This window comes from Coprococcus phoceensis (genome assembly GCF_900104635.1).
Lineage (GTDB): Bacteria > Bacillota > Clostridia > Lachnospirales > Lachnospiraceae > Faecalimonas > Faecalimonas phoceensis.
Map to the genome: position 1 here is coordinate 118,057 of NZ_FNWC01000007.1, position 25,962 is coordinate 144,018.

26 protein-coding genes are annotated in these 25,962 nt (G+C 40.1%); 21 read left to right on the forward strand and 5 right to left on the reverse strand.

What is annotated here, in order from left to right; all coding sequences use genetic code 11:
* Positions 1-2: 2 nt before the first annotated feature.
* The 5 genes from BQ5364_RS04175 to BQ5364_RS04195 are packed head-to-tail and all read left to right on the forward strand — an operon-like array spanning position 3 to position 7,829.
* On the forward strand, positions 3-3,392 hold the full coding sequence (locus tag BQ5364_RS04175) for a tape measure protein (RefSeq protein WP_071143712.1): 3,390 nt from the start codon (positions 3-5) through the stop codon (positions 3,390-3,392).
* A 9-nt stretch (positions 3,393-3,401) separates the two neighbouring features.
* Positions 3,402-4,961, forward strand: a complete 1,560-nt coding sequence (locus BQ5364_RS04180; protein ID WP_071143713.1) for a distal tail protein Dit — start codon at positions 3,402-3,404, stop codon at positions 4,959-4,961.
* Positions 4,958-6,571, forward strand: coding sequence for a phage tail spike protein (locus BQ5364_RS04185; protein ID WP_071143714.1), 1,614 nt, complete (start codon positions 4,958-4,960; stop codon positions 6,569-6,571). The genes BQ5364_RS04180 and BQ5364_RS04185 overlap by 4 nt, the downstream gene beginning before the upstream one ends.
* 11 nt (positions 6,572-6,582) lie before the next feature.
* The gene (locus tag BQ5364_RS04190; RefSeq protein ID WP_071143715.1) at positions 6,583-7,614 is read left to right on the forward strand and encodes a hypothetical protein; all 1,032 of its coding nucleotides are present in this window, start codon (positions 6,583-6,585) and stop codon (positions 7,612-7,614) included.
* Positions 7,615-7,616: 2 nt separating this feature from the next.
* Positions 7,617-7,829, forward strand: coding sequence for a hypothetical protein (locus tag BQ5364_RS04195; protein WP_071143716.1), 213 nt, complete (start codon positions 7,617-7,619; stop codon positions 7,827-7,829).
* 147 nt (positions 7,830-7,976) lie between these two features.
* Here BQ5364_RS04195 and BQ5364_RS04200 read toward each other — a convergent pair whose 3' ends face one another.
* The 3 genes from BQ5364_RS04200 to BQ5364_RS04210 all read right to left on the reverse strand — a co-directional run bounded on the left by BQ5364_RS04200 (position 7,977) and on the right by BQ5364_RS04210 (position 10,513).
* A complete protein-coding gene (locus BQ5364_RS04200) occupies positions 7,977-9,170 on the reverse strand; it encodes a site-specific integrase (protein WP_071143717.1) in 1,194 nt (397 codons plus the stop codon).
* A gap of 78 nt (positions 9,171-9,248) precedes the next feature.
* Complete coding sequence (locus BQ5364_RS04205; protein WP_002610247.1) at positions 9,249-9,452, reverse strand: excisionase; 204 nt, start codon at positions 9,450-9,452, stop codon at positions 9,249-9,251.
* A complete protein-coding gene (locus BQ5364_RS04210) occupies positions 9,452-10,513 on the reverse strand; it encodes a replication initiation factor domain-containing protein (protein WP_328585597.1) in 1,062 nt (353 codons plus the stop codon). The genes BQ5364_RS04205 and BQ5364_RS04210 overlap by 1 nt, the downstream gene beginning before the upstream one ends.
* 496 nt (positions 10,514-11,009) lie before the next feature.
* Here BQ5364_RS04210 and BQ5364_RS04215 point away from each other — a divergent pair, with 496 nt between their 5' ends.
* The 3 genes from BQ5364_RS04215 (at position 11,010) to dfrF (ending at position 13,273) form a co-directional block, all read left to right on the forward strand.
* Positions 11,010-11,681, forward strand: a complete 672-nt coding sequence (locus tag BQ5364_RS04215) for a type II toxin-antitoxin system RelB family anti-toxin (protein ID WP_002322214.1) — start codon at positions 11,010-11,012, stop codon at positions 11,679-11,681.
* A gap of 310 nt (positions 11,682-11,991) precedes the next feature.
* Complete coding sequence (locus BQ5364_RS04225; RefSeq protein ID WP_002322212.1) at positions 11,992-12,471, forward strand: MGMT family protein; 480 nt, start codon at positions 11,992-11,994, stop codon at positions 12,469-12,471.
* Positions 12,472-12,778: 307 nt separating this feature from the next.
* Positions 12,779-13,273, forward strand: a complete 495-nt coding sequence (dfrF, locus tag BQ5364_RS04230; protein WP_002322211.1) for a trimethoprim-resistant dihydrofolate reductase DfrF — start codon at positions 12,779-12,781, stop codon at positions 13,271-13,273.
* Positions 13,274-13,606: 333 nt separating this feature from the next.
* Here dfrF and BQ5364_RS04235 read toward each other — a convergent pair whose 3' ends face one another.
* Both BQ5364_RS04235 and BQ5364_RS04240 read right to left on the reverse strand, forming a co-directional pair.
* Positions 13,607-14,758 carry an IS91 family transposase gene (locus BQ5364_RS04235; protein WP_071143719.1) on the reverse strand — a complete coding sequence of 384 codons (1,152 nt, stop codon included), beginning with the start codon at positions 14,756-14,758 and terminating at the stop codon, positions 13,607-13,609.
* Positions 14,751-15,602 carry a tyrosine-type recombinase/integrase gene (locus BQ5364_RS04240; protein ID WP_071143720.1) on the reverse strand — a complete coding sequence of 284 codons (852 nt, stop codon included), beginning with the start codon at positions 15,600-15,602 and terminating at the stop codon, positions 14,751-14,753. The genes BQ5364_RS04235 and BQ5364_RS04240 overlap by 8 nt, the downstream gene beginning before the upstream one ends.
* A gap of 293 nt (positions 15,603-15,895) precedes the next feature.
* On the opposite strand from BQ5364_RS04240, the gene BQ5364_RS04245 reads away from it, so the two are divergent.
* The 13 genes from BQ5364_RS04245 (at position 15,896) to BQ5364_RS04305 (ending at position 25,962) form a co-directional block, all read left to right on the forward strand.
* Positions 15,896-16,291 carry an SRPBCC family protein gene (locus BQ5364_RS04245; RefSeq protein WP_010775277.1) on the forward strand — a complete coding sequence of 132 codons (396 nt, stop codon included), beginning with the start codon at positions 15,896-15,898 and terminating at the stop codon, positions 16,289-16,291.
* A gap of 26 nt (positions 16,292-16,317) precedes the next feature.
* Positions 16,318-16,638, forward strand: coding sequence for a TfoX/Sxy family protein (locus BQ5364_RS04250; protein WP_004612621.1), 321 nt, complete (start codon positions 16,318-16,320; stop codon positions 16,636-16,638).
* 244 nt (positions 16,639-16,882) lie between these two features.
* Positions 16,883-17,959 (forward strand): gp53-like domain-containing protein, encoded by a 1,077-nt coding sequence (locus BQ5364_RS04255; protein ID WP_071143721.1) that lies wholly within the window; start codon positions 16,883-16,885, stop codon positions 17,957-17,959.
* Between the two features lie 97 nt (positions 17,960-18,056).
* Positions 18,057-18,287, forward strand: a complete 231-nt coding sequence (locus BQ5364_RS04260) for a hypothetical protein (protein WP_071143722.1) — start codon at positions 18,057-18,059, stop codon at positions 18,285-18,287.
* A gap of 4 nt (positions 18,288-18,291) precedes the next feature.
* Positions 18,292-18,615 carry a hypothetical protein gene (locus tag BQ5364_RS04265; RefSeq protein ID WP_071143723.1) on the forward strand — a complete coding sequence of 108 codons (324 nt, stop codon included), beginning with the start codon at positions 18,292-18,294 and terminating at the stop codon, positions 18,613-18,615.
* Positions 18,616-18,660: 45 nt separating this feature from the next.
* Positions 18,661-19,608: a glycoside hydrolase family 25 protein gene (locus BQ5364_RS04270; RefSeq protein WP_071143724.1), complete on the forward strand. Its 948-nt coding sequence runs from the start codon at positions 18,661-18,663 to the stop codon at positions 19,606-19,608.
* Between the two features lie 250 nt (positions 19,609-19,858).
* Entirely contained in the window at positions 19,859-20,767 is a 909-nt protein-coding gene (locus tag BQ5364_RS04275) for a substrate-binding domain-containing protein (RefSeq protein WP_004614663.1), read from the forward strand.
* A gap of 19 nt (positions 20,768-20,786) precedes the next feature.
* The gene (pstC, locus tag BQ5364_RS04280; RefSeq protein ID WP_004614662.1) at positions 20,787-21,677 is read left to right on the forward strand and encodes a phosphate ABC transporter permease subunit PstC; all 891 of its coding nucleotides are present in this window, start codon (positions 20,787-20,789) and stop codon (positions 21,675-21,677) included.
* 55 nt (positions 21,678-21,732) lie between these two features.
* Positions 21,733-22,542: a phosphate ABC transporter permease PstA gene (gene pstA / locus BQ5364_RS04285; RefSeq protein WP_004614661.1), complete on the forward strand. Its 810-nt coding sequence runs from the start codon at positions 21,733-21,735 to the stop codon at positions 22,540-22,542.
* Positions 22,529-23,278 carry a phosphate ABC transporter ATP-binding protein PstB gene (gene pstB, locus BQ5364_RS04290; protein WP_004614660.1) on the forward strand — a complete coding sequence of 250 codons (750 nt, stop codon included), beginning with the start codon at positions 22,529-22,531 and terminating at the stop codon, positions 23,276-23,278. The genes pstA and pstB overlap by 14 nt, the downstream gene beginning before the upstream one ends.
* 1 nt (position 23,279) lies before the next feature.
* Positions 23,280-23,936, forward strand: coding sequence for a phosphate signaling complex protein PhoU (gene phoU, locus BQ5364_RS04295; RefSeq protein ID WP_004614659.1), 657 nt, complete (start codon positions 23,280-23,282; stop codon positions 23,934-23,936).
* Positions 23,937-23,960: 24 nt separating this feature from the next.
* Positions 23,961-24,641 (forward strand): winged helix-turn-helix domain-containing protein, encoded by a 681-nt coding sequence (locus BQ5364_RS04300; RefSeq protein ID WP_004614658.1) that lies wholly within the window; start codon positions 23,961-23,963, stop codon positions 24,639-24,641.
* Positions 24,631-25,962, forward strand: coding sequence for a sensor histidine kinase (locus BQ5364_RS04305; protein WP_004614657.1), 1,332 nt, complete (start codon positions 24,631-24,633; stop codon positions 25,960-25,962). The genes BQ5364_RS04300 and BQ5364_RS04305 overlap by 11 nt, the downstream gene beginning before the upstream one ends.

Consider the following 25,962-nt stretch of genomic DNA (forward strand, 5'->3'; position numbering starts at 1 on the left):
GCATGGCAGAAAGTTATTCAGTAAAGGCAATATTATCTGCGCAGGATAAAGGATTTAAGTCTGCTTTTGGTGCAGCAATGAAATCGGCTAATAATCTGAAAAACACGATTACAAGCGGACTAGGATTTGGAGTGATGATGGCAGCAGGTCAGAAAGCATTTTCTGTAGTGGCAGGAAGTATGTCAAGCCTGACAAAAGAGACAATCAATACATCGGATTCTATGCAGAAATTGCAGCAGGCGATGCGGTTTTCTGGAGAAAGTGAAGCCGAGATTCAGAGGATTGCGGGTGCAACGGGGACACTGAAAACATATGCGGATAAGACGGTATTTTCGTTAGAAGATGTAATGTCTACATTTGGTGCTTTGTCTGCGAACGGAATTAAAGATGCAGATAAGATGACCGAGGCAGTCGGAAATGCGGTTGCTGTCTTTGGCGGTGGAGCCCAGGAGTTTAGTAGTGTTGGATTGGCGTTTTCGCAGGCTATGGCATCAGGTGCACTCCACGCTCAGGATTGGAACCAGATATTGAATGCGAGTCCACAGCTTGCTGGAGGATTGCGAAAAGAATTAGTAAAGCTGAATCCGGTGCTTGAGAAAGATTTCAAAGGTGCAATGGAGGAAGGTGCTATCACAGCTGATCTTCTTGGTCAAGCAATGAATAATATCGGGATGACTGATATGGCGAAAGAAGCAGCAACATCAGTTACGACGTTCGAGGGTGCAATGGGAAACCTGGAGGCAACGGTCACAAGCGGTATGATGAATTTGTATGACAGCTTTGCAAAGTCAGGTGTAGTGGACGCAATTAACAGCTTTAACGAAAAAGTGGGAAAAGGCTTTGAGTGGCTTGCTGCTACAATCCCGAAGGCAATCGACAAGATTTCCCCGTATTGGGAAGTATTTAAGAAAAATGCAGCAGAGGTTAAGGATGCATTTGGCAGTGCATTTCGAGCAGTTACAAGCGAACTGCAAAAACTCACAGGAGCGTTCGGCTCAACGGAGAGCATAAACGGTTTTTCTGACGTGATGGATTCGGCATCAGGTGCATTGAAATCTTTTGCTGGCTTCATGGAGGAACATGCGGATGTTATTGCAAAGGTACTGAAGGAGCTTCCCAAATTGCTTGTAGCATATAAGGGTTTTAAGATTGTAAAATCAGTAGCTCCGTTTGTAGGCGCATTCACCAGTGCGATCGCAGGACTTGCTGGGAAAGGAATTTCAAAATTAGGCTCAAAATTATTTGGAATTTCAAAAGGACAGGAAGCTTTAGGGAAAAGCAGTGCCGGGAGTTCTAAAAAGATATTGGCATCAGCAAAATCTTTTATGGTACTAGGTGCCGGAGTAGCTTTAATCAGTGGTGGATTCTTTCTCCTTGCAAAAGGGGCAAAGGCGGTAGCAGATTCGGGGCCATTGGCTGCGGGAGTTTTGGCAGGAATGGCAGGTGCAGTGTTGGCTTTAAGTTTTGGTTTTATGAGTTTCTTGAAGAATATTAAGACATCGCCCCAAAAGATGAATGCTGCCTCCAAATCATTCGTAAAGATGGCAGGTGCGGTGGCTCTTGTATTAGCTGCACTTGCCGGTGTGGCATTGGCACTTGTCCCACTTGGAAAATTAGGAGATACTGCAGTTCCGGCACTTGCAGCGTTTGGAATAGTAATCGGTGGATTAACGGCGATATTTGGAGTGTTTGGGAAGAAGTTGCAGGAAAGTGCTATGGGAATTGGGGTGTTTGCAGTATCTGTCGCAGCAATGGCTTTAGCGATGGCTCCTATCGCTAAAACAGGGACAGATGGTGCAATCGCAATGGCTGCGTTTGGTGTGGTGGTTGCTGCTTTAGTGGCAGTGTTTGCAATTTTTGGAACGGCTTTAACGGCTGCAATACCAGCTATGCTTTCGTTCGGAGCTACAATACTTATGGTTGGTGCCGGAATGAATCTAGCATCTTCTCTCATTAATGCCTTGATTCCATTTGTAAGGCAGTTGGGCGATACCGTATCACAGGTTGCAACATCAATTGCGTTTTCAATATCGACTATTTTGTCGGCATTCGGAGATTTGGTTTCTACCATAGCGGATGCAGTAGATACAATCGTGACAGCGGTCGGAAATACGCTTGTGAATGTGATAAAAACGGCAGGAGATGTCATAAGTGCTGTGGTAGAATCAATCAGCGATGGATTTAAGACGATTACTGACGGTGTTTCTGGTGTGATTGATGCGATAGGCGGTGCTTTCAGCAGTGTTTTGGAAGCGGTAGCTGATGTGATAAATGCTATTGGAAATTCAGCAAAAAACGCTGGAAAAGGATTTAAAAGTGTTGCAGAGGGAATTCAGATTATCTCAGAGTTATCTATTATTGACATTGCGAAGTCTCTTGGTGCAGTGGCAATCGGTTTAGGAGAAATCTCGTCGAGGGGAAAGGGGCTGAAAGAGGCGGCAGCCGGTGTTGAGGTTATGGTTATATCTATCACATCGGCATCTACACGGCTAGCCTTATTCAATGTGTCTTTGCAGAAGATGGGGTCGTTGTCTGCGTCAGTCGCTTCTGGTATTACGGCAATCAAAAAAGCATTTGCCGGGTTTTCAATTCCACCAGTTGATACAAGTAGGATTACAGCATCATTTCGTTCCATTGTTTCGAGTGCCAATATGGTAGCGGTTCAGGTGTCAGCAGCAGGTAAAAACACTGCAAACAATTATGCAGGTGCGATGGCTTTTGGTTTCAGGAAGGCTGCTACGGAAACGATGAACGGGGTAAGCAAGATAAAAGATGCTGCAGGTAAACTGACTACCTTGTTGCCGAAAACAGCTGTACAGGCTATGAATGGATTTAATAATGCATTTTCTTCTGGAAAGACGAAAGCGATGTCCATTGCGAAAGCAATGGCAACTTCCATTGTATCTGCTATGAAGTCAGCACAGGGAGGAGCGTATAACAGTGGATATTATATTGGTGTAGGTCTTGCGAACGGCATGGAGGCTTCTTTGGGGCGCGTACGGAGTATTGCAGCACAGCTGGCTGAGGCGGCAGAAAAGGCAATCCGTGCAAAAGCGAAAATTCATAGTCCTTCAAGAGTTTCGACAGAACTTGGGGAATACTATGGCGATGGCTGGATTGGCGGAATTCAGCGGAGAATGAAGGAAGCATATCATGTTGCGAAGGAATTGGTGTCAATTCCAGCAGTGGATGAGCCAAGGCTCGCTGTTGCTGGATATGGAACTGTTAAAGACTTGGATGAGGGGTACAGTTATAACAGGAATGCGACATATACAATTGTTGTTCCAGTTGAGGTGGATGGTCGTGAAATTGCAAAAGTGACAGCACCATACACGCAGGAAGAACTGGATAAATTGGAGAAGAGAAATAACAGAAAAAGAGGTTTTCGATAAGGAGGGCAAATGTACAATTTTATAGACACGACAGAAAGTCAGAGTGGCGGTACACTGCCCTCTGAGGCCCTGAATTTTGATGGGGAATATATAGAGAATCTGATTCCTGGCTACCGGACATTGTATGTATCTGGCAGGGAAGTGATTGATACAGAGCTTTTGACGGATGAAGTCGGTGTGAGGGACGGAACAAGGTACCGGAGAAAAAGATACCCGGAAAGGATTATCACAGTAGGCTATCAGTTGATTGCAAAAGATGTATTATCGTTCCGAGCAGCTTACAATAAGTTGAATGCAATCTTAGATACAGATGAAGCAAAACTGATATTTGCGGATGAACCCGACAAGTATTTTATAGGGACCAAGGAAGGGACTGATGATGTTCCTACTGGAGTCAATGCAGTAAAAAGTGAACTGACATTTCATTGTGCTGATCCATTTAAGTATTCTGTGAAAGAAAAAGAAGTCATTCCGACAATGGATGAAGATACGACCTTTGTGGTTGATTACAGAGGAACACATAAATGTTTTCCAGTGCTGGAAGCGGAAGCAAATGGCGATATTGGATTTGTTGGATTTATAAAGCAGAATGGGAAAGTTATACAGATCGGGAATGCAGATGAGCTTGACGGAGAAAATTATGAGATGTCACAGACTTTGGTGGACGAAGAATTTGTATCCATTTCACCGGAATGGAAATTAAATTCCGCAAAAATTATAGAATTTACGAATAGTTCAGGTGGAACAGTGAGCACGATACAGACAGGAACGGTAACAGTTGGAAAAGATAGGAGTGGAAAAACTATTTTAGGTCCATCTAGTTACGGGAATATTGTTGCGTATGGTGGTCCAAGCGTAACCCGGCAGATACCCGCTGATCAAAGTGGTCATGTCGGTGCAAAGAATTGGACGTTTTCGTGGCATCATAACTTCACGCTTACCCATGCAAAGCAGTTGGGAGCGGTGGAATTTCTTGTGACCGGTCTTAAAAATGGGAAAAAGGTCACAATTGCATCTGTGACATACTCACGAAATGCGATGAATACGAAAGCGTGGGGATGGTTTTATGTAAATAATAAATGTGTAAAATCGTATATCACAATCGATGATGTGACTGCGGAAAACAAAGTGACTGGATACAGCGGAGGGCGTTCCGGCATCCGGAAATTTGGTGCGAAAGTTGCGTTTGATTTTGCGGGTCAGGTATTTGAGTTTACAGACCCGGAAATTGTGGATGTAGAAGCAACTGAAATAAGTGTTTTTTTCCTGGCAACAAAGGGGTATGACAGTATGAACTTAAATGGTGTTTATTCTGTAAAATTTGTTTCTCATTCCGTAGAGTCTTGGCGAAATGTACCGAATAAATTCGGGGAAGGCGATGTAATATTAGCGAACTGTAAAGCAGGAACTATTTTAGTAAACGGTGTGGAGATGCAGGGGCTTGGGGCTCTTGGAAATGATTGGGAACAGTTTTTTCTTCATCCAGGTACAAATCAGATCAACTGTGTATATTCCAATTGGGCAGAAAAACCGCATTTCAAGTTGAAATATAGAGAGGTATGGCTATGATCTTTTATTTCGCAGACAGACATATGAATATATTAGGACAAGCAAGTACAAATCTTCCTGATGGAATCCTAGTTCGGGATGACAAGAAGGTAGAAGAGATTGATACCGGTGTGGCGACGTTGGAATGCTATATTTCTGCTACTGGAAAAGACAAAAAAGGGGCGGAAATATATACAACAGTAGGAAACTATATATTAAAGAAAGATCGAGATGAGACAAGAGCATATACCATTATCGAGCGTGAAAAGGATACAAAAAACGAAGAAATTTGTATTTACGCAGAGGATGCAGGGCTGGATCTTCTGAATGAGGTTGTTGGAGAGTATGAAGCAGATCGGGATTATTCAGTCGTGTATTATACTGAAAAATTTGTTGGAAACAGTGGATTTGAAATCGGTCTGAATGAGATTAGTGATCGCTCCAGGAAACTGAAATGGGAAGGTGAAGCGACTGCGACAGAAAGACTTGCAAGTGTAGCAACGCAGTTTGATGCGGAAATCTCATATAGTTTTGAAATAACTGGACTTCAAATTTCGAAAAAATATATCAACTTTTATAAAAAACGTGGAAAGGATATTGGTACAGAATTACGCTTGAATCGAGATATAGACAGGATTCGTACGAAAGAGTCTATTGCGAATATTGCGACAGCCCTTGAAGTGACTGGGGGAATACCGGAAGATTCCGAAGAGCCTATTACGTTACAAGGATATCAATATGATGATGGTGATATTTATATTGACGGAACAAAGGTGAAATCACGAGAAGCATTGAAGCTTTGGGGACGTTATATGATGAAAGATAGCGATATTGTAGGGCATATCACAAAAACGTATAGTTATGATACGATGAGTCAATCGGAGCTTTGTACTAGATCTGTAAATGAATTGAAAAAAGCTTGCAAAATGGAAGTGAATTATGAGATTGATATCAGCAGACTGCCAGAATGTGCACGGGTAGGAGATTATATTAACATCGTAGATGATGAAGGTGGATTGTATTTAAAGGCAAGAATTTTGAAACTGGAAAGTTCTGAGACAAACGATGAACATGTGGCAACTTTGGGAGAATATCTGATAAAGGATAACGGGATATCACAACTTCTTGAGGATTTGGCAGAGCAGTTTAAACAGTTGGCGGCAAATAGAACATTTTATACTTGGATTGCTTATGCGGACGATAATAAGGGAAATGGAATTTCTTTGAACCCGGATGGCAAGAAATATATTGGAACAGCAGCAAACAGAACAACGAAAACACCGGATTTGAGTGACGCAACAATATATTCATGGATGCTGGCAAAAGGAGATGATGCTGTTACGCTCCACATTGATTCGAGCAATGGAAGCATCTTTAAAAATAGCGGGGTGGCAACAACTCTGACAGTAACAATTCTTGTTGCAGATGAGAGAATTGATACATCTAAAAAAATGAAAGATTATTTCGGACAAGCAGCTTATTTAGAGTGGGAATGTAAGCGATTAGGAGAGACGGAATTTAAACCGATTTCACATACTGACAAGAGATTATCAGATGAAGGTTTTATTTTCACGTTGACGCCCGAAGACGTGGATGTCAAATCAACATTTAATTGTAGTTTGAATTATTAGGAGGATTTAAAATGGCAAAAAAAGCAAGTAATCAGGTAGACTTACTCGATCTTACAGATGGGTATTCAATCATAATGACAAATGACTCATATACATTTTTGGGAACAGAAACAAGTGTAAATGGGACACAGACAACTTCGACACAGATTATGGCTCTTTGTGGTGCAGAACAAGTGGCTTGTAAAATAGGTGCGATAGAGTGTCCAGAAGGGTTAAGTGCAGTTTCTGATGGAAAGACACCAACTCCAACGGTTACGATTACAGCAACATCAGCACTAAAAAAGACAGGATCTATTACAATACCGGTTATTATCGGGGAGATTACGGTTAATAAGGTGTTTAGTTTTTCTATTGCATTTAAGGGGCAAAACGGTCAGGATGGCACAAGTGTTACAGTAAAAAGTACATCGGTCACTTATCAGATTTCAGCTTCGGGGACGACGACGCCAACAGGAGAGTGGCTGACTTCTGTACCTAATGTGCCGGCGGGACAATACTTATGGACTAAAACAGTTGTAACTTATAGTGATGGAAAATCTACGACAGCATATAGCGTATCGCGTAGCGGAACGAATGGTTCAAATGGATCAAGTATTACTGTTACGAGTCAGGAAGTAACTTATCAAAAAGGAAACTCAGGAACAACACCGCCTACTGGAGAGTGGTCATCTACCATTCCAGCAACGAATCCGGGAGAATTTCTGTGGACTAAAACGGTTGTAACTTATAGTGATGGAAAATATACAATTTCCTATAGTGTTTCGCGGAACGGAACGAATGGCACGGATGGACAGGATGCGCTTAATCTTGTTATAGAGTCCTCAGCTGGAACAATTTTTAAAAATACAGCAATTGCAACTACATTGACAGCACATGTCTATAAAGGAGGTACTGAGGTGATTGGCGGTGCACTTTCGGCACTTGGAACAATTAAATGGTATAAAGATGGTGGATCTGTGCCAATTGCTACAGGCTCTACATTTACAGTGTCAGCGGGAGATGTATCAAATAAAGCCACTTATACAGCGATACTGGAGGGATAGGTATGGCTATAAAGTCAATAGCTGAAATTACTTTAATCCGTGTGAATGATGGCTCTGACGGAAAAGGGATTAAGAGCATAATGGAATATTATATGGTATCTACCGTTAATTCTGGAATCACAACTGGAAACAGTGGGTGGAGTACGGAAATTCCTACTATGACAACTATAAATAAATATTTATGGAATTCATTTAAATTATATATGTCTTTTTGACTATCTTTTTATATCTTCTTAAATGTCCGCAAAGCCTTATTTTATCGGCTCTACGGGCATTTTGCTTTTGTGGTAAACCTCACATATCTAGGTCTATCTTCTTATAATTTCGCTATCAAGCGTGGTTAAAATCGTGGTAAATACTTCTTATGCGATTAGACGCTGAACCTCTGATTTTGCAGTATCTATGGACGCATGAGCGTACCAGTTCATTGTGATACTGATATTTGAATGTCCCATGATATACTGTAAATCTTTCGGGTTCATGTTCTTGTTTGCCAGTCTTGTACAGAACGTATGGCGTAGCGTGTGCGGTGTGATATGTGGCAAGGGGTTATCCTTATGGTGCTTGTTGTATTTCTTTACCATACGGACAAAAAGCATAGTGTAATCAATCGCAACTTTAGGCTTGCCTTTATGATTGACAAATAGAAAGTTGCCCCGTCCGTCTATCACAAATGGTTCTACCTTTGGGCGTTTCTTCATAACTCGTTGAAATGCTTGTATCGTTTCTTTGCTTAATGGCACTTGCCTTGTTCCGCTTTTTGTCTTAGGTGTTTCAATATAATAGCCCTGTTCCTTGCTCTTTAATAACTGGTGGTCGATAACCACAACCTCATGGATAAAATCAACGTCCATGATTGTCAGTCCGCACAGTTCCGAGATACGAAGTCCTGTCTTTAACAGTATCAGCACATCATCATAATATTTGTGATACACATTGTCTGTCTTGATGAATGATAACAAGGCTTGTTCCTGTTCCTCTGTTAATGCGACTTTCTCTTTGGTATCATTTTCTAGGACTTCACTTAACTTGAAATCAAAAGGGTTTTTCCTTACACAATCGTCTTGTATGGCGATATAGAATGACGCTTTTAACGAGCGTTTATGGTTGTTAATGGTGTTATAGGAAAAGCCTTTGTCTTTCATGCGTAACGCCCATTCTTTAGCGTCAGAGGGTTTTATCGTATCAATGCTCCTAGCACCTAACTTATCCTCTTTCAATAACCGCATGAGCTGTTCCCGTTGTTTCTGTGTGCTTTTCTTCACGTTTGCCCTCTGTGCGTTCTGTTTGGCGTAGAGTTGGCAAAGCGTCATTTTCTTGCCTGTGCTGTCGATACCGTCCTCAATATCCCGTCTTATCTGCTGTTCCAATTCACGAAGTGAGGGTTTTTCCCGTTTACCCTTTGGTGTCGGGTCTGTGGGTGTCAATCTCCAAGCATACACATATTTTGTGTTTCCAAATGCGTCCACATATTTATATAAGTATTTTCCGTCTGTTCGTTGGCTCTCTCCAGTATGCAGGATACGTCCTTTACTATCCCGTCTTTTTTCTTTCATGGTGTCTGCTCCTTTCCTTGTTGGAAAGAGCCTTGATATGACTTGTGTTCATCATAACACATACAAGGCTCATTTGCATTAGATTGCGTCCAATTTGTCAATGACCTTTTCAAACTGTCGGCGTTTAATCTGTATGCGGTTGCCATTCATAATGAGCCAGCCAGCGTCCTTGTTTTCCTCTGCCAATCGTCTTAACTTGTTTTCTCCGATACGGAAATACTTTGACGCTTCTTCAATGGTAAGGGTGTATTTTTCCCATACGGGAATATCGTTGTTATTCATCAGATACCCCCTTTCCCATGTTTCGTGTTATATTGGATATAGGGGATAAGATCGGTGCGGTCTATCCTCTGTAAGTGGGCGGTTAGTTTACTGGAAAGGGAATTGCTGTATCTTGCCTTATCAAGCATAGTTCCCACTTTTTCCAGTCCACCTAATGCGTCATGTTCTTCCAAGAAGTAAAAACTTTTCACAGCGGAAATCACGCCACCCTCTGTGAGCCATTGCTGTGTTTCCTCAAGAGAATTATGTAGTTTCGGTACTTGCAGTTTTAAGACTTCCACAGCCCCTAAAAAGCGTTCCCAAAACCGACACGTTTTCCATCTGCTCTTATTACTTTCATTTCTGTTTGGCACGACAAAGCGTAGGTTGTTTGCCAATAGCCCGAAAGCCAGTTCCCCAAGTTCCAGCGGTCTGTCTTTGAATGTCATGGCAAAGGCATGAGCCTTATCATCACGCAGTTGCATTTCTGTCCGTTTCCAACTGCCGACTTCATCAAGTGTCTTATTATGTTTTGAACAGACTTCCTTATCTTTGTCATAAAAGCGGTAGGACAATCCCGATTTACCAGCACCAATATAAACAGTCTTTGCAGTGTCGAAATCATCAAACTTGCTTTCGTCAAAGTGGTAGCCCTCACTATTCGAGATAAATTCCTCTTTTTCGCATTTCTTCTTTATCTGCTCTATGGTAAAGAATGGTTTTTCGTTCTTATCATCAATGGCAATATCAAGTCTAGTGAAATGGAAGTTATCCAGTCCGTATCTTCTCTCACAGCGTCGGAACATATCCCCAAAGGTATAATTCCTACTGTCGAGAATACGGAAAATATCATCACAACCTCTGCCAGTCATAACAAGATAACAGCCTAGCCCCTGTGGGTTGTCCTCTGTCTTTCTTGCGTCCCCCGATACATAAATATCTCCAATCTGCCAGCGTGATTGATATGTCTTGAATTTTATCGTTGCTGGATAAACATTGAAAATGTCAGTCGGTAAATCTAAAATGTGCATGATTACATCTTCAGCGGTTGCCGTTTCAAATACAATGCTGATGTAATCAATCTTAACGGATAAATTTTTGTGTGTAGTTATAGTGCATTTCTCCTTTCGTATGCCCCGTTTTTTTGCGGGATAAAAATCGTATTTTTTCCTTTATTTATCACAGTTTCTAGGTACTATGACATGTATACGCAGGGCGGTGTTACATATACGCCCTTTATGAACGCCTAAAGGCGTTCCCTTTCTTCCTGTGTCTGATCCGTTCTTAACGCTCACGAGCCTTGTAAGGCTCGTGGCTAAACGGAACAGCCCCAGTCAGAAACCTTATTTTCGGTCTGATAGTCTATGCTTATTCATGCTATCAAAATGAAAATACATCTTTTCTATGCTTACTCAAGCGTGTGATTGACCCTAGCGTGCTTAATCACTCTATCTGATACGATAATAACGCCATTAGAATTACTTGTCAAGAAGTTTTTGTTGACTTTTAGATATATATTAAGTATGATATGCTTATAAATACCAAGAAAAGCAATGAAAGGAGTGTTTATACTAAGTCATGGAGCATTACGAAAAGAAAATCAGTTTCTTAGGAGAGAACATACAGACCATAAGAAAGCATAGAGGAATGAAACAACAGGAACTTGCGGACAAAATCGGTATCAATATGCAGAGCCTTTCCAAGATTGAACGTGGCGTGAATTATCCTACCTTTGATACGCTGGAAAAGATAATGGACGTGCTGGGAGTAACACCCAATGAATTATTGTCGGGAGAATGGAAGTATATTGACCACACCGAGCCCTATATCATGGATATTATCAAACGGGAACAAGACTTCAATGTTTCCTTAGATTACCTGTCTGAAAATGAATTTTTCGATGATGAAAAAGAATGCACATTTTACAAGGCATATAAACTCATACAGTATATCCATAACTACATTACCAATGAGGTTACGGAGTTGGAAGAACTTATGGAAATCAAGCAGTTGATACAGCGTCAAAAACTGGAACGCATGATAAAAGTACATAAGGAAATGCGAGGGTTAGACCGATACAGAGAACAGCCCAAAGAGTATAAATACCATGACCCTTATGATGATTGGATATTTCGTCAGCTTGCGGATATAGACAACAGAAACAACATTCCCGACACTTCTCCACAAGTAGACTTCAATGAAGCAGACTATGAAGATTATCTAAAGGCGAAATGGAACAGAGGTCTTTAATTTCCTCTTGCATGGAAGATACAGCAAACAAAAAGCCCAGTAAAGAGTGCAAAGCACCACCAATGGTGGCAAGGCTCTTGACAGGGCTTTTTCTTTTCTGTTGTGGGGTAATCAAGAGGAAGAAAGAAAAAGTGTGCATTTTTGTTCCATAAATGCTAAGGGTATGCTGATTTTTATTGTGGCGGATATATGGAACTGTTATAATATGGATATGAAGAAAGCGACAAATTTGAAAGTGTTAATAATTTTCAAACAGCCTCATTGCATGGAAATAAGAAACAGACTATCCTTAAAGTAGGAGGTGGCACAAATGGCAAATGAAGATAAAAAAGATTTTAATGCTATGTTGCATGATAGTAAGGATATGCCAAAATTTCAAATTATCATAGACCAGAAAAGTATTGAGAAATATGGTGGAAACAAAATGTATTTTGCTCCCCCGATTGACTATGACAAAGTAATGAAAAAAGTTCCGTATGGTAAAGTGATTACGGTTGGAAAAATACGAGAACACTTTGCAAAATTGAGTGGTGCAGATTTTACAGAGCCGATTACAGCGGGTATATTTGTTTCTATTGTAGCGTGGGCGAGTTATCAGCGTTCCGAAGATGAAACACCCTATTGGAGAACATTAAAAGCAAACGGAGAATTAAATGCTAAATATCCAAATGGTATTGAAGCACAGAAAGAAAAATTAGAAGCAGAGGGACATACCATTATTCAAAAGGGGCGTAAAAATATACGATACTATGTAAAGGACTATGAAAATTCTCTTTTTGATTTGAAATAGGCAAATTCTATTTCACAATTTCATATCTCTATACACAAAGCAGTTAGTCTTAGGATTGACTGCTTTTTTCATACCTAAATTTCAGATTGGAGTGATGAAATGGTGTTTGTTAGAGCTGTTCAGTAAGATTATCGGTGCATAAAATTTTATTGTGGTGCAGATATGAAAATGATATAATGTGGATATGAAGAAAGCGACAAACTTGAATTTGTCGAGCTGGTTAGTTCGAGATAATTTTGAGTTTGTTAAGATGTGGTGCACTTGATGGAATCACAGGTACGACATCATATTATGGAGGATGAAATAGATGATAGGTTTGATTGTTGCGAGGTCAAAGAATAATGTTATAGGCAAGAATGGTAATATACCATGGAAAATAAAGGGAGAACAAAAGCAATTTAGAGAGTTAACAACGGGTAATGTGGTTATTATGGGGCGAAAGTCTTATGAAGAAATCGGTCATCCGTTGCCTAATAGAATGAATATTGTTGTTTCCACCACAACAGAGTATCAAGGAGATAATTTAGTTTCAGTTAAATCATTAGAAGATGCATTATTATTGGCTAAAGGACGAGATGTATACATATCTGGTGGATATGGACTATTTAAGGAAGCTTTGCAAATAGTAGATAAAATGTATATCACAGAAGTAGATTTAAATATTGAAGATGGAGATACATTCTTTCCAGAATTTGATATCAATGATTTTGAAGTTTTGATAGGGGAAACACTTGGTGAGGAAGTGAAATATACGAGAACATTTTATGTAAGGAAAAATGAATTGAGTAGATTTTGGATTTAGGGTGTTTTCATAAATATATTGCTTTTTATGCATATATAAATTGTTGTAAGACAAATTCTTTAGGTTAGAATCGATGATGGGGTAAACGAAAAAGCAGTTTTGGCATTCCAGTGAACTGCCCCTTCGTTTACACCATTTTCGATTTGACCTAATTGAACAAAGTGAGCGTCCGGGTAGCTACTACCTATGGACTTTCAATCTTTTGTTCTTACCCATGATTATACAGGAGTTCCTGTGCAGAAGCTACAGAAATCAAGTGTTTTCAGATAAATTAGGTACGACAACAAAACCTCAAGCTTTGAGGCTTTAGAAAATGTATGAAAGAATAAGATTTTAACATCTTTGTGGTATTCGAAGCTGTGGTTTTCCAAGATGCCCACCACAGGATTTACACACACAAATATTTATTTCATAAAGCTGTTTTAATATTTCCGGCATCTCCTTACCTCGAAGCTTCGAGAGATACTTTTGGCATCCAAGGAGATTCCGGCATAAAGTAAGCTTCTTGTGTTTGCTACGGGAACAAAGAAGTCCGTAATGCCGAATCCTGACAAAACGTTTTGGCGGTACATGCATCAGAAACCGTCGTATAAATTCAACACCGGAAAGGGTCAGTTCTTTCCATTGTCCTTTGTTCCGGTAATCTTTTACAGAAAAAGTAACGTTTTCATCGTCCATACAGATGATGCGGTGATTGCTGATGGCAATCCTATGGGTATACTTTCCAAGGTAGTCAATCACAGACTGTGCGCCGTTAAAAGTTTTCTTACAATAAGGAATCCATTCCGCATCATAACAGAAATCAATCAGTTCTTTGAACACATAATGGTTACTGTATTTTTCGGCAGTTCCATGAAACTTAAGTTGATTCGTATTCCAGAGATTTTTCAACTCATCCATATATTTTCCACGAAAGACTTTGGAGATAGCCCATATAGGAAGAAAAAACTCAGTACCGTTGTCTTTCCATTCGTTTTTGGATGTCAGACCACCGCCGAGCAGTATTGTATGGATATGGGGATGAAAGTTCATTTCAGATCCCCATGTATGCAGGATGCAGATATAGCCGACAGCAGCACCAAGGTGCTTTGGGTCAGCAGTCAGTTCACTGATTGTAGCAGAAGCTGCATGATACAGGGTGTCATATAACAGTTTCTGATTATTGTAAATGATTGGATTCAGAATGTCAGGAACTGTAAATACCAAGTGGAAGTAGGGTGCATCAAGCACATCCTCTTTGCGGGCATCCATCCACATTTCCTTTGGAACAGCCTGACACATGGGACAACAACGGTTGCGGCAGGAATTATAGTGAATCTGAACAGCACCACAGTCTTCACATACACTGACGTTTGCACCATAGGCTCCGGTTTTGCAGTTCAAGATGTTCCGGGCAACTTTTGCCTGTTCCGGAGAAGGAGAATACTTTTCAAGGTATGCCGAATAAAAACACCGGAAAATATCCTGAACGGTGGGCTTATTCATAATCAGCACCTTCTTTCCTGTCAAAGGGACTTTGGATTCCCATGAGGGATTTGTTGCTGACATGAAGATAAACTTCCGTGGATTTTGGGTCACGGTGTCCAAGCAGTGCCTGAATATTCTGCCGTTCTACTCCCTGCTCCATCAGATGAGTTGCAAAGCTATGACGGAGACAGTGTGGAGTTGCTTTCTTTGGAAGTTCAGCATCGGATACTGCCCGTCGCATCACTTGCTCCAGTGTACTGACTGTCAGGTAATTACCAGTAAATTTATTAGGAAACAGGATCCCACGGGGACGTCCTTTCTCAAACCAGTATTGTGTAAGGATATCCAGACACCGTTTAGAAAGAATTGTATAGCGATCCATCCTGTTCTTCGTATCCCGGACATGGATCTGCATATTTGAACGGGAAATATCATCATAATGAAGGTGGAGCACTTCAGAAACCCGCATCCCGGAAGAATACATCGTTGCAAACATGGCTCTATATTTGATATCATCAACAGCTTCTAATAGACGGTCTATTTCATCAACAGTCAGTACGGTCGGAAGCTTGTGTTCCAGAATCATACGTGGAACTGTGATATCATCCCAAAGGATATGCAGGACATTCCGATAGAAAAAACGGATAGCCGAATTATAAAGGTTCAGAGTTGTGGCTCTTAGTCCTTCCTCTTTTTTGGCAAGCAAAAAATTTCTGACATCCTGGCAGGTAAGTTCTTCAGGGGGCTTCGCTTGATATTTCAGAAAGTAAGAAACATAGTTTTTATAGCAGTTGATGGAACGCTCTTTGAGGTTACGGATTTTTCCGGCTTCCTCAAGCTGTTCTAAATATTTTTCATACATAATAAAATCCTCCATGTAAAATCAGTAGTAATCAAAACACTGCTTTACACGGAGGTGCATTTGGGTCATAAAACCGCTTGCCAACCAAGCGGAAGGGTGGTATTCTTTTCATAGGCAGTGGGAAGGTCGATCCTGTTTGATTGTTATTTTGTGGTGATTTAACAATACTACTTTTAGGACTTGCTTTCCACTGTTTTTTATTATAGAAAACAGAAAATCGCTATGCCACAGCCTTGGCAGGCCATCGCGCAGCGATTTTGTTCAATTCCAGTTTGAAAAGGGGAAATGAAAAAGTGGCAATTTCAAATATAAATACAATTATTAGTAATGATATTCAAAAAGTTTGGAACATTGTTTTAGCTGTTGATAAATATAACTCATGGCGAAGTGATTTGAGCAAAACAGAAATAATAAATGACAAACAATTTATTGAATACACAAAAAATGGATATGCTACTACATTTACCGTTACCGTTGCAGAACCATATAAACGCTGGGAATTTGATATGGAGAATAGCAACATGAAAGGTCATTGGATTGGTGTTTTTATAGACAAAGGGAATGAAACACAAATAGACTTTACAGAAAATGTGATACCTAAAAAGTGGTTTATGAAACCTTTTGTAAAAACCTATTTGAAAAAACAACAAAAGCAATTTGTTCTGGACTTAAAGAAAGCATTGGAATAATAAAATTCAAGATTGGAGGGTTGGAAATGGCTTCAAGTAAAGATTATTTACAATTTGTTTTAGAACAATTATCAGAATTACAAGAAATAACATATCGTGCAATGATGGGAGAATTTATTATTTATTATCGTGGAAAAATCGTTGGCGGTATATATGATGATAGGTTACTTGTAAAACCAACAAAGTCTGCAATTTCTTATATGCCGACAGTTACTTATGAAATTCCATACGAAAACGCCAAAGAAATGTTATTGGTGGAAGAAGTTGATAATAAAGATTTTCTGACGGGGTTATTTGATGTGATGTATGATGAACTACCAACGCCAAAACCTAAAAAGAAAAAATAAACAGCTTCTAGTTTACAATTTCATATCCATATACACAAAGCAGTTAGTTTTAGGATTGACTGCTTTTTAAAAAGACACCATTTAGGTGTAATGATGTCTTTTGGGTGTTATTTTATAGGTCATATCAAGGCTCATTCAATCGTGGTAAATTCGTGGTAAAATGAGTTTTTTCTATACTTCAAAATACTTGAAAGTATAGTGTTTATGCGGATAATCGAAAATTAGATATAAAATTTATGAAAAAATGATATATACAGATAATACCTCTGTGGACACTATACCAAAAGTAATTGGGATATATGGGGACAAAGGTCCGCCGGGACAGACTGGAAACGGAATAAAATCAATTGCAAATTATTATCTTGCCACTACCGCGAAGAGTGGCGTGACAATATCCACAGAGGGTTGGACAACAACGATACAAACTATGACTTCATCTAAAAAATATCTTTGGAATTATGAGATTGTTGTATATACAGATGGGAGCAAATACACATCTGCTCCATGCATCATAGGGGTATACGGTGACAAAGGAGCCGCAGGAGAAAATGGAATGAGTGGAATTATTGTATCAGATACAGCACCATCAAATCCAGAAGTAGGTCAATTATGGCAGAAAGCATCCGGTCAACCAATACAACGCTGGGATGGAAAGAAGTGGACTATTCATTATATTTCGGTAGATAATTTGGATGTGGATACATTGAGTGCCATTTCAGCAAATCTAGGAGATGTTTCGTTCGGAACAATTACAAATTATGTGGAAGGAAAAAGGGCACTTGCAGTAGGAAATAATAGTGTTGATTTTTATAATTCAAATGCTGAAAGAGAGCATATTGGATATATAAGACCGTACACGGATGGAGGTTATGACAAATATGGAATTGAGATTGCAGGAGACAACAGATTTCTATTTGGAGTAGCTGGCAATATCGTACATATGGATAATCAGACATTGAACTATGATGGATTGTTTAATTTAGGTGGCAAGCCAATGAATTATGAAATTATAACATCATCAAATACAATCGCCATAAAGTATGCGAACGGATTGTTGCTATGTGCTGGACACACTTCTTTTGCAGCTACAACAGCTATTACAGCAAAAGCGGATGTGGTATTCCCGGTTCCGTTTAAAGATACAGGCTATTATTTTGGGTCAAACGTGCAAAGAAATGGAAGTATTGTTACGTCTTACTGGGAGGGAGATGTTGGTGGAAACAATATACGTACAACAGCAAAAACCAGTATTTCTCACTCGAAAACAAATGGAAATTATGGAATTGCCTACAACTGGTTTGCAATAGGATTTTGGAAATAGTGAAGGAAAATTTATAAATGAAGAATGAAGAAATCAGAGTGAGACCGTAAGGGTCTTTTTATTTTTGTTGCATAAAAATAGTAAAGGAGATGAAGAATTGGAGACGATTATTTCAGCGTGCATATCAGCATGCGTGACGTTATTGGTGTGTATCATAAGCAATCGTGCACAACAGGAGAAAACAAGAGCGTTAATGCAGTACAAGCTCGATGAGCTTACGAAAAAAGTCGAAAAGCATAATTCAGTTGTGGAAAGGACTTTTTTATTGGAAGAAAAAATTAAGGTAGCAAATCATAGAATTGAAGATTTAGAGGGAAAGGTAGGATAAGACTATGGAACAACTTATTATGAATACAACATTGATTATTGGAATTATTGGAGTACTTGCGTTTGCGGTATCCGTCATTACACAGGTATTTAAAGGAGTATCGGGGCTTAAGAAGATTCCTACAGACATCTTAGTATTTGTACTGTCTATCGGAATCACGGTGATGGCGTTTATTGCATATATGCAGTACATACAACAAGCGATTTTGTGGTACATGATCATTGCTGCTATTATGGCAGGATTCTTGGTGGCATTTGTGGCTATGTACGGATGGGAAAAAGCAGCAGAGCTTTGGAAGAGATTTTACAAGGGTAGCGTAGACAGATAATTCAGAGGGCGAGTAATCGTCCTCTTTTGTGAAAGGAGATTTAATATGGAAAGAAAGATTATTGATGTAAGCTATCATAACGGTACAATTGACTGGAATGCAGTAAAAGTCAGTGGAATTGAAGGAGCAATTCTCCGATGTGGATATGGAGATGATATTGTCGGACAAGACGATAGTCAGTGGTTTCGTAATGCAGACGAATGTACAAGGCTTGGAATTCCATTTGGGGTGTATATTTACTCTTATGCAAAATCAGAAGCGCAGAGTAGGAGTGAAGCAGCACATGTGTTACGTCTGATCAGCGGATACAAGTTAAGCTATCCAATCTATTTGGACTTGGAGGAATCAGGCACTGAAAGCCATGCAGTTGCTGGTGCGAAAATTTTCTGTGATATTATTGAAAAAGCTGGATACGTGGTCGGTATCTACGCGAATCAAAATTGGTTTCAGAATATCATCGGAAATCAGCTTGATAGATACACAAAATGGATTGCAAGATACTCATCAAATAAACCGACCGTAGCGTGTGATATTTGGCAGCACACAAGTGATGGAACAGTAAGTGGAATTAACGGAAGAGTGGACATGAATATCTGCTACAGAGATTTTCCGGCAGAAATCAAGGGAGGCACAAACAATATGAGTAAGAGACAATTTTATCCAGGAGAAGCCTACACTGCAAATCAAGCAAATGTATATACTACAGGCGATTGTAATGCAGTAAGACAGACATTGGCGCGGGGAAGTAAGGTGAAAGTGTTAGACACCGGAACAGAAGTGGTAACTGTAGAAATCACACAGAAGGGATACATGAAATGCAATGATTTATTGCCATTGTTCAAAAAAGGGGATAAAGCGAAACTGGTGGAAGATGTAACAGTTACAATTCCAAAAGGAACGGTAATCACATCGGACGACAGCGGATATGGAGGAATTAAAGCAACAGTGCAGGGTGTTGTTGATTGTAGGAAAATCGAGCATGTAAAACATTAAATGAACAGCCCCATCTCCGAAGAGGTGGGGCGAAAATATTGTATCATCTTACAAAACTTAATAGAATATAATAAAACCGTTTACAACACGTTTACAACAAAAATGCCTGCAAACGGCGTATTTATGTAAAATTATTTTACATAGATTTAACATTACTTGCGTTTTAGATTTAACAGAGGTTCGATATGATATGACCTGTGAAGAAGTTAAGGAATAAAAAATCTTTTACTGAAAAAGGAGAAATGTAAAAATGAAAATGAAAAAGTTTTTAGCGTTAACAGCAACAGTAGCAATGGTAGCCTCAATGGCAGTTGGATGTGGAAACTCAGGTAATTCAGATAAAACAGATGGAAAAGCAGAGACAGAATTTGATGCGGCAAATGATATCTCAGTTGTTTCAAGAGAAGATGGTTCGGGAACAAGAGGTGCTTTTATCGAGTTGTTCGGAATTGAAGAAAAAGACGCTTCAGGAGAAAAAGTAGATAACACAACAGAGGAGGCTAACATTACAAATAGTACATCCGTTATGTTATCAACAGTGGCGGACAATGAGTATGCAATCGGATATGTTTCACTTGGTTCTTTAAATGACACTGTAAAAGCATTGAAAGTAGATGGGGCAGAGCCGACAGAAGAAAACATCAAATCTGGCGAATACAAAGTGGCAAGACCGTTTAATATCGCAACAAAAGGTGATGTAAGCGAGGTGGCTCAGGACTTTATCAATTTTATCTTGAGCACGGAAGGTCAGGCAGTTGTGTCAGAAAGCGGATATATTGCTTTGGATAACGTTCAGGCATATGCAGGAAGCAAATCGGCAGGTAAAGTATCCATCGCAGGTTCATCTTCTATCACGCCGGTTATGGAAAAATTAAAAGAAGCATATTTAAAAGTAAATCCATCAGCAGAGATTGAAATTCAGGAAAGTGATTCTACAACAGGTATGACATCTGTAGCAGACGGTATCTGCGACATCGGAATGGCATCCAGAGAAGTGAAAGAGGAAGAGCTTGCAAAAGGCTTGAAAGCAACTGTAATCGCAACAGATGGTATCGCAGTGATTGTCAACAAAGCAAACACATTGGATGACATTACAAGTGATCAGGTAAAATCAATCTATGTTGGTGATGCACTTTCATGGGATGAAATTATAAAATAAGTAGAGGAAACGAAAGACGATGAAAAAAGCATGGAACGAAAAATTCATGCAGGGAGTGTTCTTCATTGCCGCCTGTGCTTCGGTGCTGGCGGTAGCTCTCATTTGTGTATTTTTATTTGCAAATGGGATTCCTGCGATGAAAGAAATCGGATTTTTACAATTTTTAAGTGGTGAGCGTTGGAGACCTTCCAATGATATCTATGGAATCTTCCCGATGATTGTGGGAAGCATTTATGTGACTGCTGGAGCAATTCTTTTTGGAGTGCCGATTGGAATTTTGACATCGATATTCATGGCAAAATATTGCCCGAAGAAAATTTATCCGGTATTAAAAGGTGCGACAGAGCTTTTAGCGGGAATTCCATCTGTAGTATATGGATTTTTCGGACTGGTTGTGATGGTTCCGATGATTCGAGAACTTGGTATGACATTGAAGCGTGCGGGAATCGTAAAAACAGCAGGAGATGGAAACAGTATGCTGACAGCATCTATCTTGCTTGGAATGATGATTTTGCCAACCATCATCGGTGTGACAGAATCTGCAATCAGAAGTGTTCCGAATCAGTATTATGAAGGAGCGCTTGCACTTGGAGCAACGCATGAAAGAAGTATTTTTGCGGTCGTTCTTCCGGCGGCAAAATCAGGCGTGGTAGCCGGAATCGTACTTGGAATCGGGCGTGCGATCGGAGAGACAATGGCTGTCATCATGGTTGCAGGAAATCAGGCGAGAATGCCGGTAAGTATTATGAAGGGTGTGCGTACAATGACTGCGAACATTGTCATTGAGATGGGGTACGCAACCGGACTGCACAGAGAGGCATTGATTGCGACAGCAGTTGTACTGTTTGTATTTATCCTGATTATTAATCTTTCTGTATCATTGTTAAATAGGAGGGGACACCGTGACTAGAAGTATAGGAGAAAAACTGCGTTCTTATAAAAGAACACCGGGATCATTTATTTTGATGCTCCTCGTGATGCTCTCTGCAATCATAACATTTGCAGTGTTATTATTTTTAATTGCATATATTTTGATCAACGGAATCCCGCATATTAAGCCGGAATTGTTTGCGTTGAAATACACAAGTGAAAATGGATCGCTGTTCCCTGCTTTGATCAATACGATTATTATGACGGCGTTGTCTTTGATCATTGCAGTTCCGTTTGGAATTTTCTCTGCAATTTTTCTTGTGGAATATGCCAAACGAGGAAATAAATTTATCAATGTTATCCGTATTACGACGGAGACATTGTCTGGAATTCCATCGATTGTATATGGACTTTTTGGAATGTTGTTTTTTGTTACAACATTAAAATGGGGGTACTCTTTGCTGGCGGGAGCGTTTACATTGTCGATCATGATTCTTCCGCTCATCATGCGTACTACAGAAGAGGCATTAAAAGCAGTTCCCGACAGTTATCGGGAAGGAAGTTTTGGACTTGGAGCGGGTAAACTTCGAACAGTGTTTCGAATTGTGCTTCCATCGGCAGTGCCTGGAATTTTAGCAGGTGTTATTCTTGCGGTTGGAAGAATTGTCGGTGAGACGGCAGCATTGATTTATACAGCCGGAACAGTTGCAGATATCCCGGATGGAGTGATGGGATCAGGAAGAACGCTGGCGGTTCATATGTACAGTATGTCAAGAGAAGGGCTTCATATGGATCAGGCGTATGCAACAGCAGTAGTACTGCTTGTACTTGTGATCGGAATTAACTGGCTGTCAGGATTTATAGCGAAAAAGATAACGAAAGGAAACGGAAATGGCGAAAATTAGTATCAAAAATCTGGATCTTTATTACAGTGATTTTAAAGCACTGAAAAATGTGAATTTAGATATAGAGGCAAATAAAATTACGGCGTTTATCGGGCCGAGCGGATGTGGAAAATCAACACTCTTAAAATCGTTGAACCGCATGAACGACCTTGTGGAAGGATGTAAGATTGAAGGGGAAATCTTACTGGACAATCAAAATATTTATAAAAGTATGGACGTAAATCTTTTGAGAAAACGTGTTGGAATGGTATTTCAGAAACCAAATCCGTTTCCGATGAGTATTTATGACAACATTGCATTTGGGCCGAGAACACATGGAATTCGCTCCAAAGCAAAACTGGATGATATTGTAGAAAAATCATTGCGAGATGCGGCAATCTGGGAGGAGACAAAGGATAGATTGAAAAAGAGCGCTCTTGGTATGTCTGGTGGACAGCAGCAGAGATTGTGTATTGCGCGTGCGCTGGCGGTACAACCGGAAGTGCTTTTGATGGACGAGCCTACGTCGGCTCTTGACCCGATTTCTACCTCGAAGATAGAAGACCTTGCGATGGAATTGAAAAAAGATTATACTATTGTTATGGTTACACATAATATGCAGCAGGCTGTTCGTGTGTCTGATAATACTGCCTTTTTCCTTTTGGGAGAAGTGATTGAATATAATGAGACAGAGAAGTTGTTCTCAATTCCGTCGGATAAACGGACAGAAGATTATATTACAGGGAGGTTCGGATAGTATGAGAAATAAGTTTGACATGCAGTTAGAAAATTTAAGTGCCCAGTTAATTAATATGGGAAGTCTCTGCGAAAAAGCGATTGCAAATGTGGCAAAAGCAATTCAAAAAGGAGACTTAGAGCTTGCGAAACTTGTAATGAAAGAAGACGAAGAAATTGATCAGATGGAAAAAGACATTGAAAGATTGTGTTTGAAGCTTTTGCTGCAGCAGCAGCCTGTAGCCCGTGATCTGCGTCAGATTTCCGCAGCCTTAAAGATGATCACGGATATGGAGCGTATCGGGGACCAGACTTCTGATATTGCAGATATTATTATCGGAGCAGGCATGTCTGAGGCAAGGGAGATTCCTGTTATCGGAAAGATGGCGGAAGCTACAAGTAAGATGGTGAATGACAGTGTCCTTGCATATGTGAATAAAGATTTGGAACTTGCGAGAAAAGTAATGCTTGCAGATGATGAGGTAGATAAATTGTTTGACCAGACAAAGCAAAAGCTGGTAAAATTAATTGCTGAGGATCATGGAAATCAGGGAGAAAAGGCAATCGATCTGATTATGATCACAAAATATTTGGAGCGTATCGGAGACCATGCGACAAATATTGCGGAATGGGTAGAATTTTCTATCACAGGTGTACACAAAGGAATGACAACTGTATAGGAAAAGATAAAGGAGAATCAAGGGATGATATATTGTGTAGAAGACGATGGAAATATTCGGGAACTGGTAGTATACACATTGAACACGACGGGGATGGAAGCCCGTGGGTTTGAAGATGGAAAATCCTTTATGGAAGCTTTGGCGTTTGAGACGCCAGAGCTTATTTTGCTTGATATCATGCTTCCGGGTGAAGATGGACTATCATTGTTAAAGAAACTTAAGAATTCGGCAAAGACAAAGGAAATACCGGTCATTATGGTGACAGCAAAAGGGGCAGAGTACGACAAAGTAGTAGGGCTTGATGGCGGAGCGGATGACTATGTGACAAAACCGTTTGGAATGATGGAGTTGGTATCGCGGATCAAGGCAGTACTTCGAAGAACCAAAAAAGAGAAGGAAGAGGGACAGTATTCGGTCGGCAATCTTTCCATGGATTTGAAAAAGCATGTAGTGTTTGTCGATGGAAAACAGGTGACTCTTACGTTGAAAGAATTTGAATTGCTCGGTCGCCTTGTGCAGAACCACAATATTGTGTTGACAAGAGATCGTTTATTAGAGGAAGTATGGGGATATGATTTTGACGGAGAGACACGTACAGTGGATGTTCATGTGCGGACACTCAGACAGAAACTAGGAAGCGCCGGTGATATGATTCAGACTGTGCGGGGAGTCGGCTACAGGTTAGGAGAGATCAATGAGAGTTAAAATACAAAAAAGTATGCTTTTAGTACTTTGCATTACACTTCTTACAACCTTTTCGCTTTTGATTGCGGCTACATATTTTCAGTCTCTGAATAATATGAAAGCAGAGCTAAAGCAGGAGGCCGTATATATTCAGACGGCAATCAATATATCCGGGACAAAGTATCTGGAAGATATGGATGCGGCACAGGTGAAGACGAGGCTGACAGTGATTGATGAGAATGGTACTGTTTTATATGATTCAAAAGAAGATGATTTTACATTTGAAAATCACAAAGAGCGAAAAGAAGTCAAGGATGCATTTGCGAACGGTTGGGGGGAAGATTTGAGAAAGTCGAATACCTTAGGAGAGCAGACATATTACTATGCACTAACCTTGAATGATGGAAATATCCTGAGAGTTGCAAAAACAGTAGATAATGTGCAGCCGGCAATTATGGATATGCTGCCTTATATGGCGGTGATTGCGGTTGGAATGTTTTGCTTTGCCTATTTTCTTGCAAAATGGCAGACGTCGAGATTGATACGCCCGATTAATAATCTGAATTTGGAAGAACCGCTTGAGAACAATGTATATGAAGAATTTAAACCCTTGTTGTTAAGCATTGACAAACAGAACAAAGAAAAAGAGGCTGTGGCAAACATGCGAAAGGAATTTTCCGCAAATGTTTCTCATGAATTGAAGACACCGCTTACTTCTATTTCCGGATATGCTGAGATTATGAAGAGCGGACTTGTGAAACCGGATGATATGATTGGATTTTCTGAGCGGATTTATAATGAGGCAAGTCGTCTGATTACCTTGATTGAAGATATTATTAAGTTGTCTAAGTTGGATGAGGGAAATGTTGAAATTGAGCAGGAGGATGTGGATTTATTCGGATTGGCGCGGGAAATTTGCAGCAGACTGGCACCGCAGGCAGAGAAGAAGAAAGTGCATCTGGAAGTGATTGGAGAAACTGTGATTTATCATGGTGTAAAAAGAATTTTGGATGAGATGATCTACAACGTCTGTGAAAATGCGATCAAGTATAATGTGTCAGGCGGTGAAGTGAAAATCTGGGTGGGCAATACACTCAAAGGACCGAAAGTGATTGTTCAGGATACCGGGATTGGAATACCGGAAGACCAGAAAGAACGTATTTTCGAGCGCTTTTACCGTGTGGATAAAAGTCATTCAAAAGAGACCGGAGGAACCGGTCTCGGACTTTCGATTGTGAAGCACGGTGCGATTTTGCACAATGCAGAGATTACAGTGAACAGTAAAGTTGGAGAAGGAACAAGAATGGAGATTTTGTTTGAAAAGGATAAATCTTCAGACTAG

Coding starts and splice junctions, on each gene's coding strand:
- BQ5364_RS04175 (WP_071143712.1), top strand. CDS start 3: ATGGCAGAAAGTTATTCAGTAAAGGCAATATTATCTGCGCAGGATAAA.
- BQ5364_RS04180 (WP_071143713.1), top strand. CDS start 3,402: ATGTACAATTTTATAGACACGACAGAAAGTCAGAGTGGCGGTACACTG.
- BQ5364_RS04185 (WP_071143714.1), top strand. CDS start 4,958: ATGATCTTTTATTTCGCAGACAGACATATGAATATATTAGGACAAGCA.
- BQ5364_RS04190 (WP_071143715.1), top strand. CDS start 6,583: ATGGCAAAAAAAGCAAGTAATCAGGTAGACTTACTCGATCTTACAGAT.
- BQ5364_RS04195 (WP_071143716.1), top strand. CDS start 7,617: ATGGCTATAAAGTCAATAGCTGAAATTACTTTAATCCGTGTGAATGAT.
- BQ5364_RS04200 (WP_071143717.1), bottom strand. CDS start 9,170: ATGAAAGAAAAAAGACGGGATAGTAAAGGACGTATCCTGCATACTGGA.
- BQ5364_RS04205 (WP_002610247.1), bottom strand. CDS start 9,452: ATGAATAACAACGATATTCCCGTATGGGAAAAATACACCCTTACCATT.
- BQ5364_RS04215 (WP_002322214.1), top strand. CDS start 11,010: ATGGAGCATTACGAAAAGAAAATCAGTTTCTTAGGAGAGAACATACAG.
- BQ5364_RS04225 (WP_002322212.1), top strand. CDS start 11,992: ATGGCAAATGAAGATAAAAAAGATTTTAATGCTATGTTGCATGATAGT.
- dfrF (WP_002322211.1), top strand. CDS start 12,779: ATGATAGGTTTGATTGTTGCGAGGTCAAAGAATAATGTTATAGGCAAG.
- BQ5364_RS04235 (WP_071143719.1), bottom strand. CDS start 14,758: ATGAATAAGCCCACCGTTCAGGATATTTTCCGGTGTTTTTATTCGGCA.
- BQ5364_RS04240 (WP_071143720.1), bottom strand. CDS start 15,602: ATGTATGAAAAATATTTAGAACAGCTTGAGGAAGCCGGAAAAATCCGT.
- BQ5364_RS04250 (WP_004612621.1), top strand. CDS start 16,318: ATGGCTTCAAGTAAAGATTATTTACAATTTGTTTTAGAACAATTATCA.
- BQ5364_RS04255 (WP_071143721.1), top strand. CDS start 16,883: ATGATATATACAGATAATACCTCTGTGGACACTATACCAAAAGTAATT.
- BQ5364_RS04265 (WP_071143723.1), top strand. CDS start 18,292: ATGGAACAACTTATTATGAATACAACATTGATTATTGGAATTATTGGA.
- BQ5364_RS04270 (WP_071143724.1), top strand. CDS start 18,661: ATGGAAAGAAAGATTATTGATGTAAGCTATCATAACGGTACAATTGAC.
- BQ5364_RS04275 (WP_004614663.1), top strand. CDS start 19,859: ATGAAAATGAAAAAGTTTTTAGCGTTAACAGCAACAGTAGCAATGGTA.
- pstC (WP_004614662.1), top strand. CDS start 20,787: ATGAAAAAAGCATGGAACGAAAAATTCATGCAGGGAGTGTTCTTCATT.
- pstA (WP_004614661.1), top strand. CDS start 21,733: ATGCTCCTCGTGATGCTCTCTGCAATCATAACATTTGCAGTGTTATTA.
- pstB (WP_004614660.1), top strand. CDS start 22,529: ATGGCGAAAATTAGTATCAAAAATCTGGATCTTTATTACAGTGATTTT.
- phoU (WP_004614659.1), top strand. CDS start 23,280: ATGAGAAATAAGTTTGACATGCAGTTAGAAAATTTAAGTGCCCAGTTA.
- BQ5364_RS04300 (WP_004614658.1), top strand. CDS start 23,961: ATGATATATTGTGTAGAAGACGATGGAAATATTCGGGAACTGGTAGTA.
- BQ5364_RS04305 (WP_004614657.1), top strand. CDS start 24,631: ATGAGAGTTAAAATACAAAAAAGTATGCTTTTAGTACTTTGCATTACA.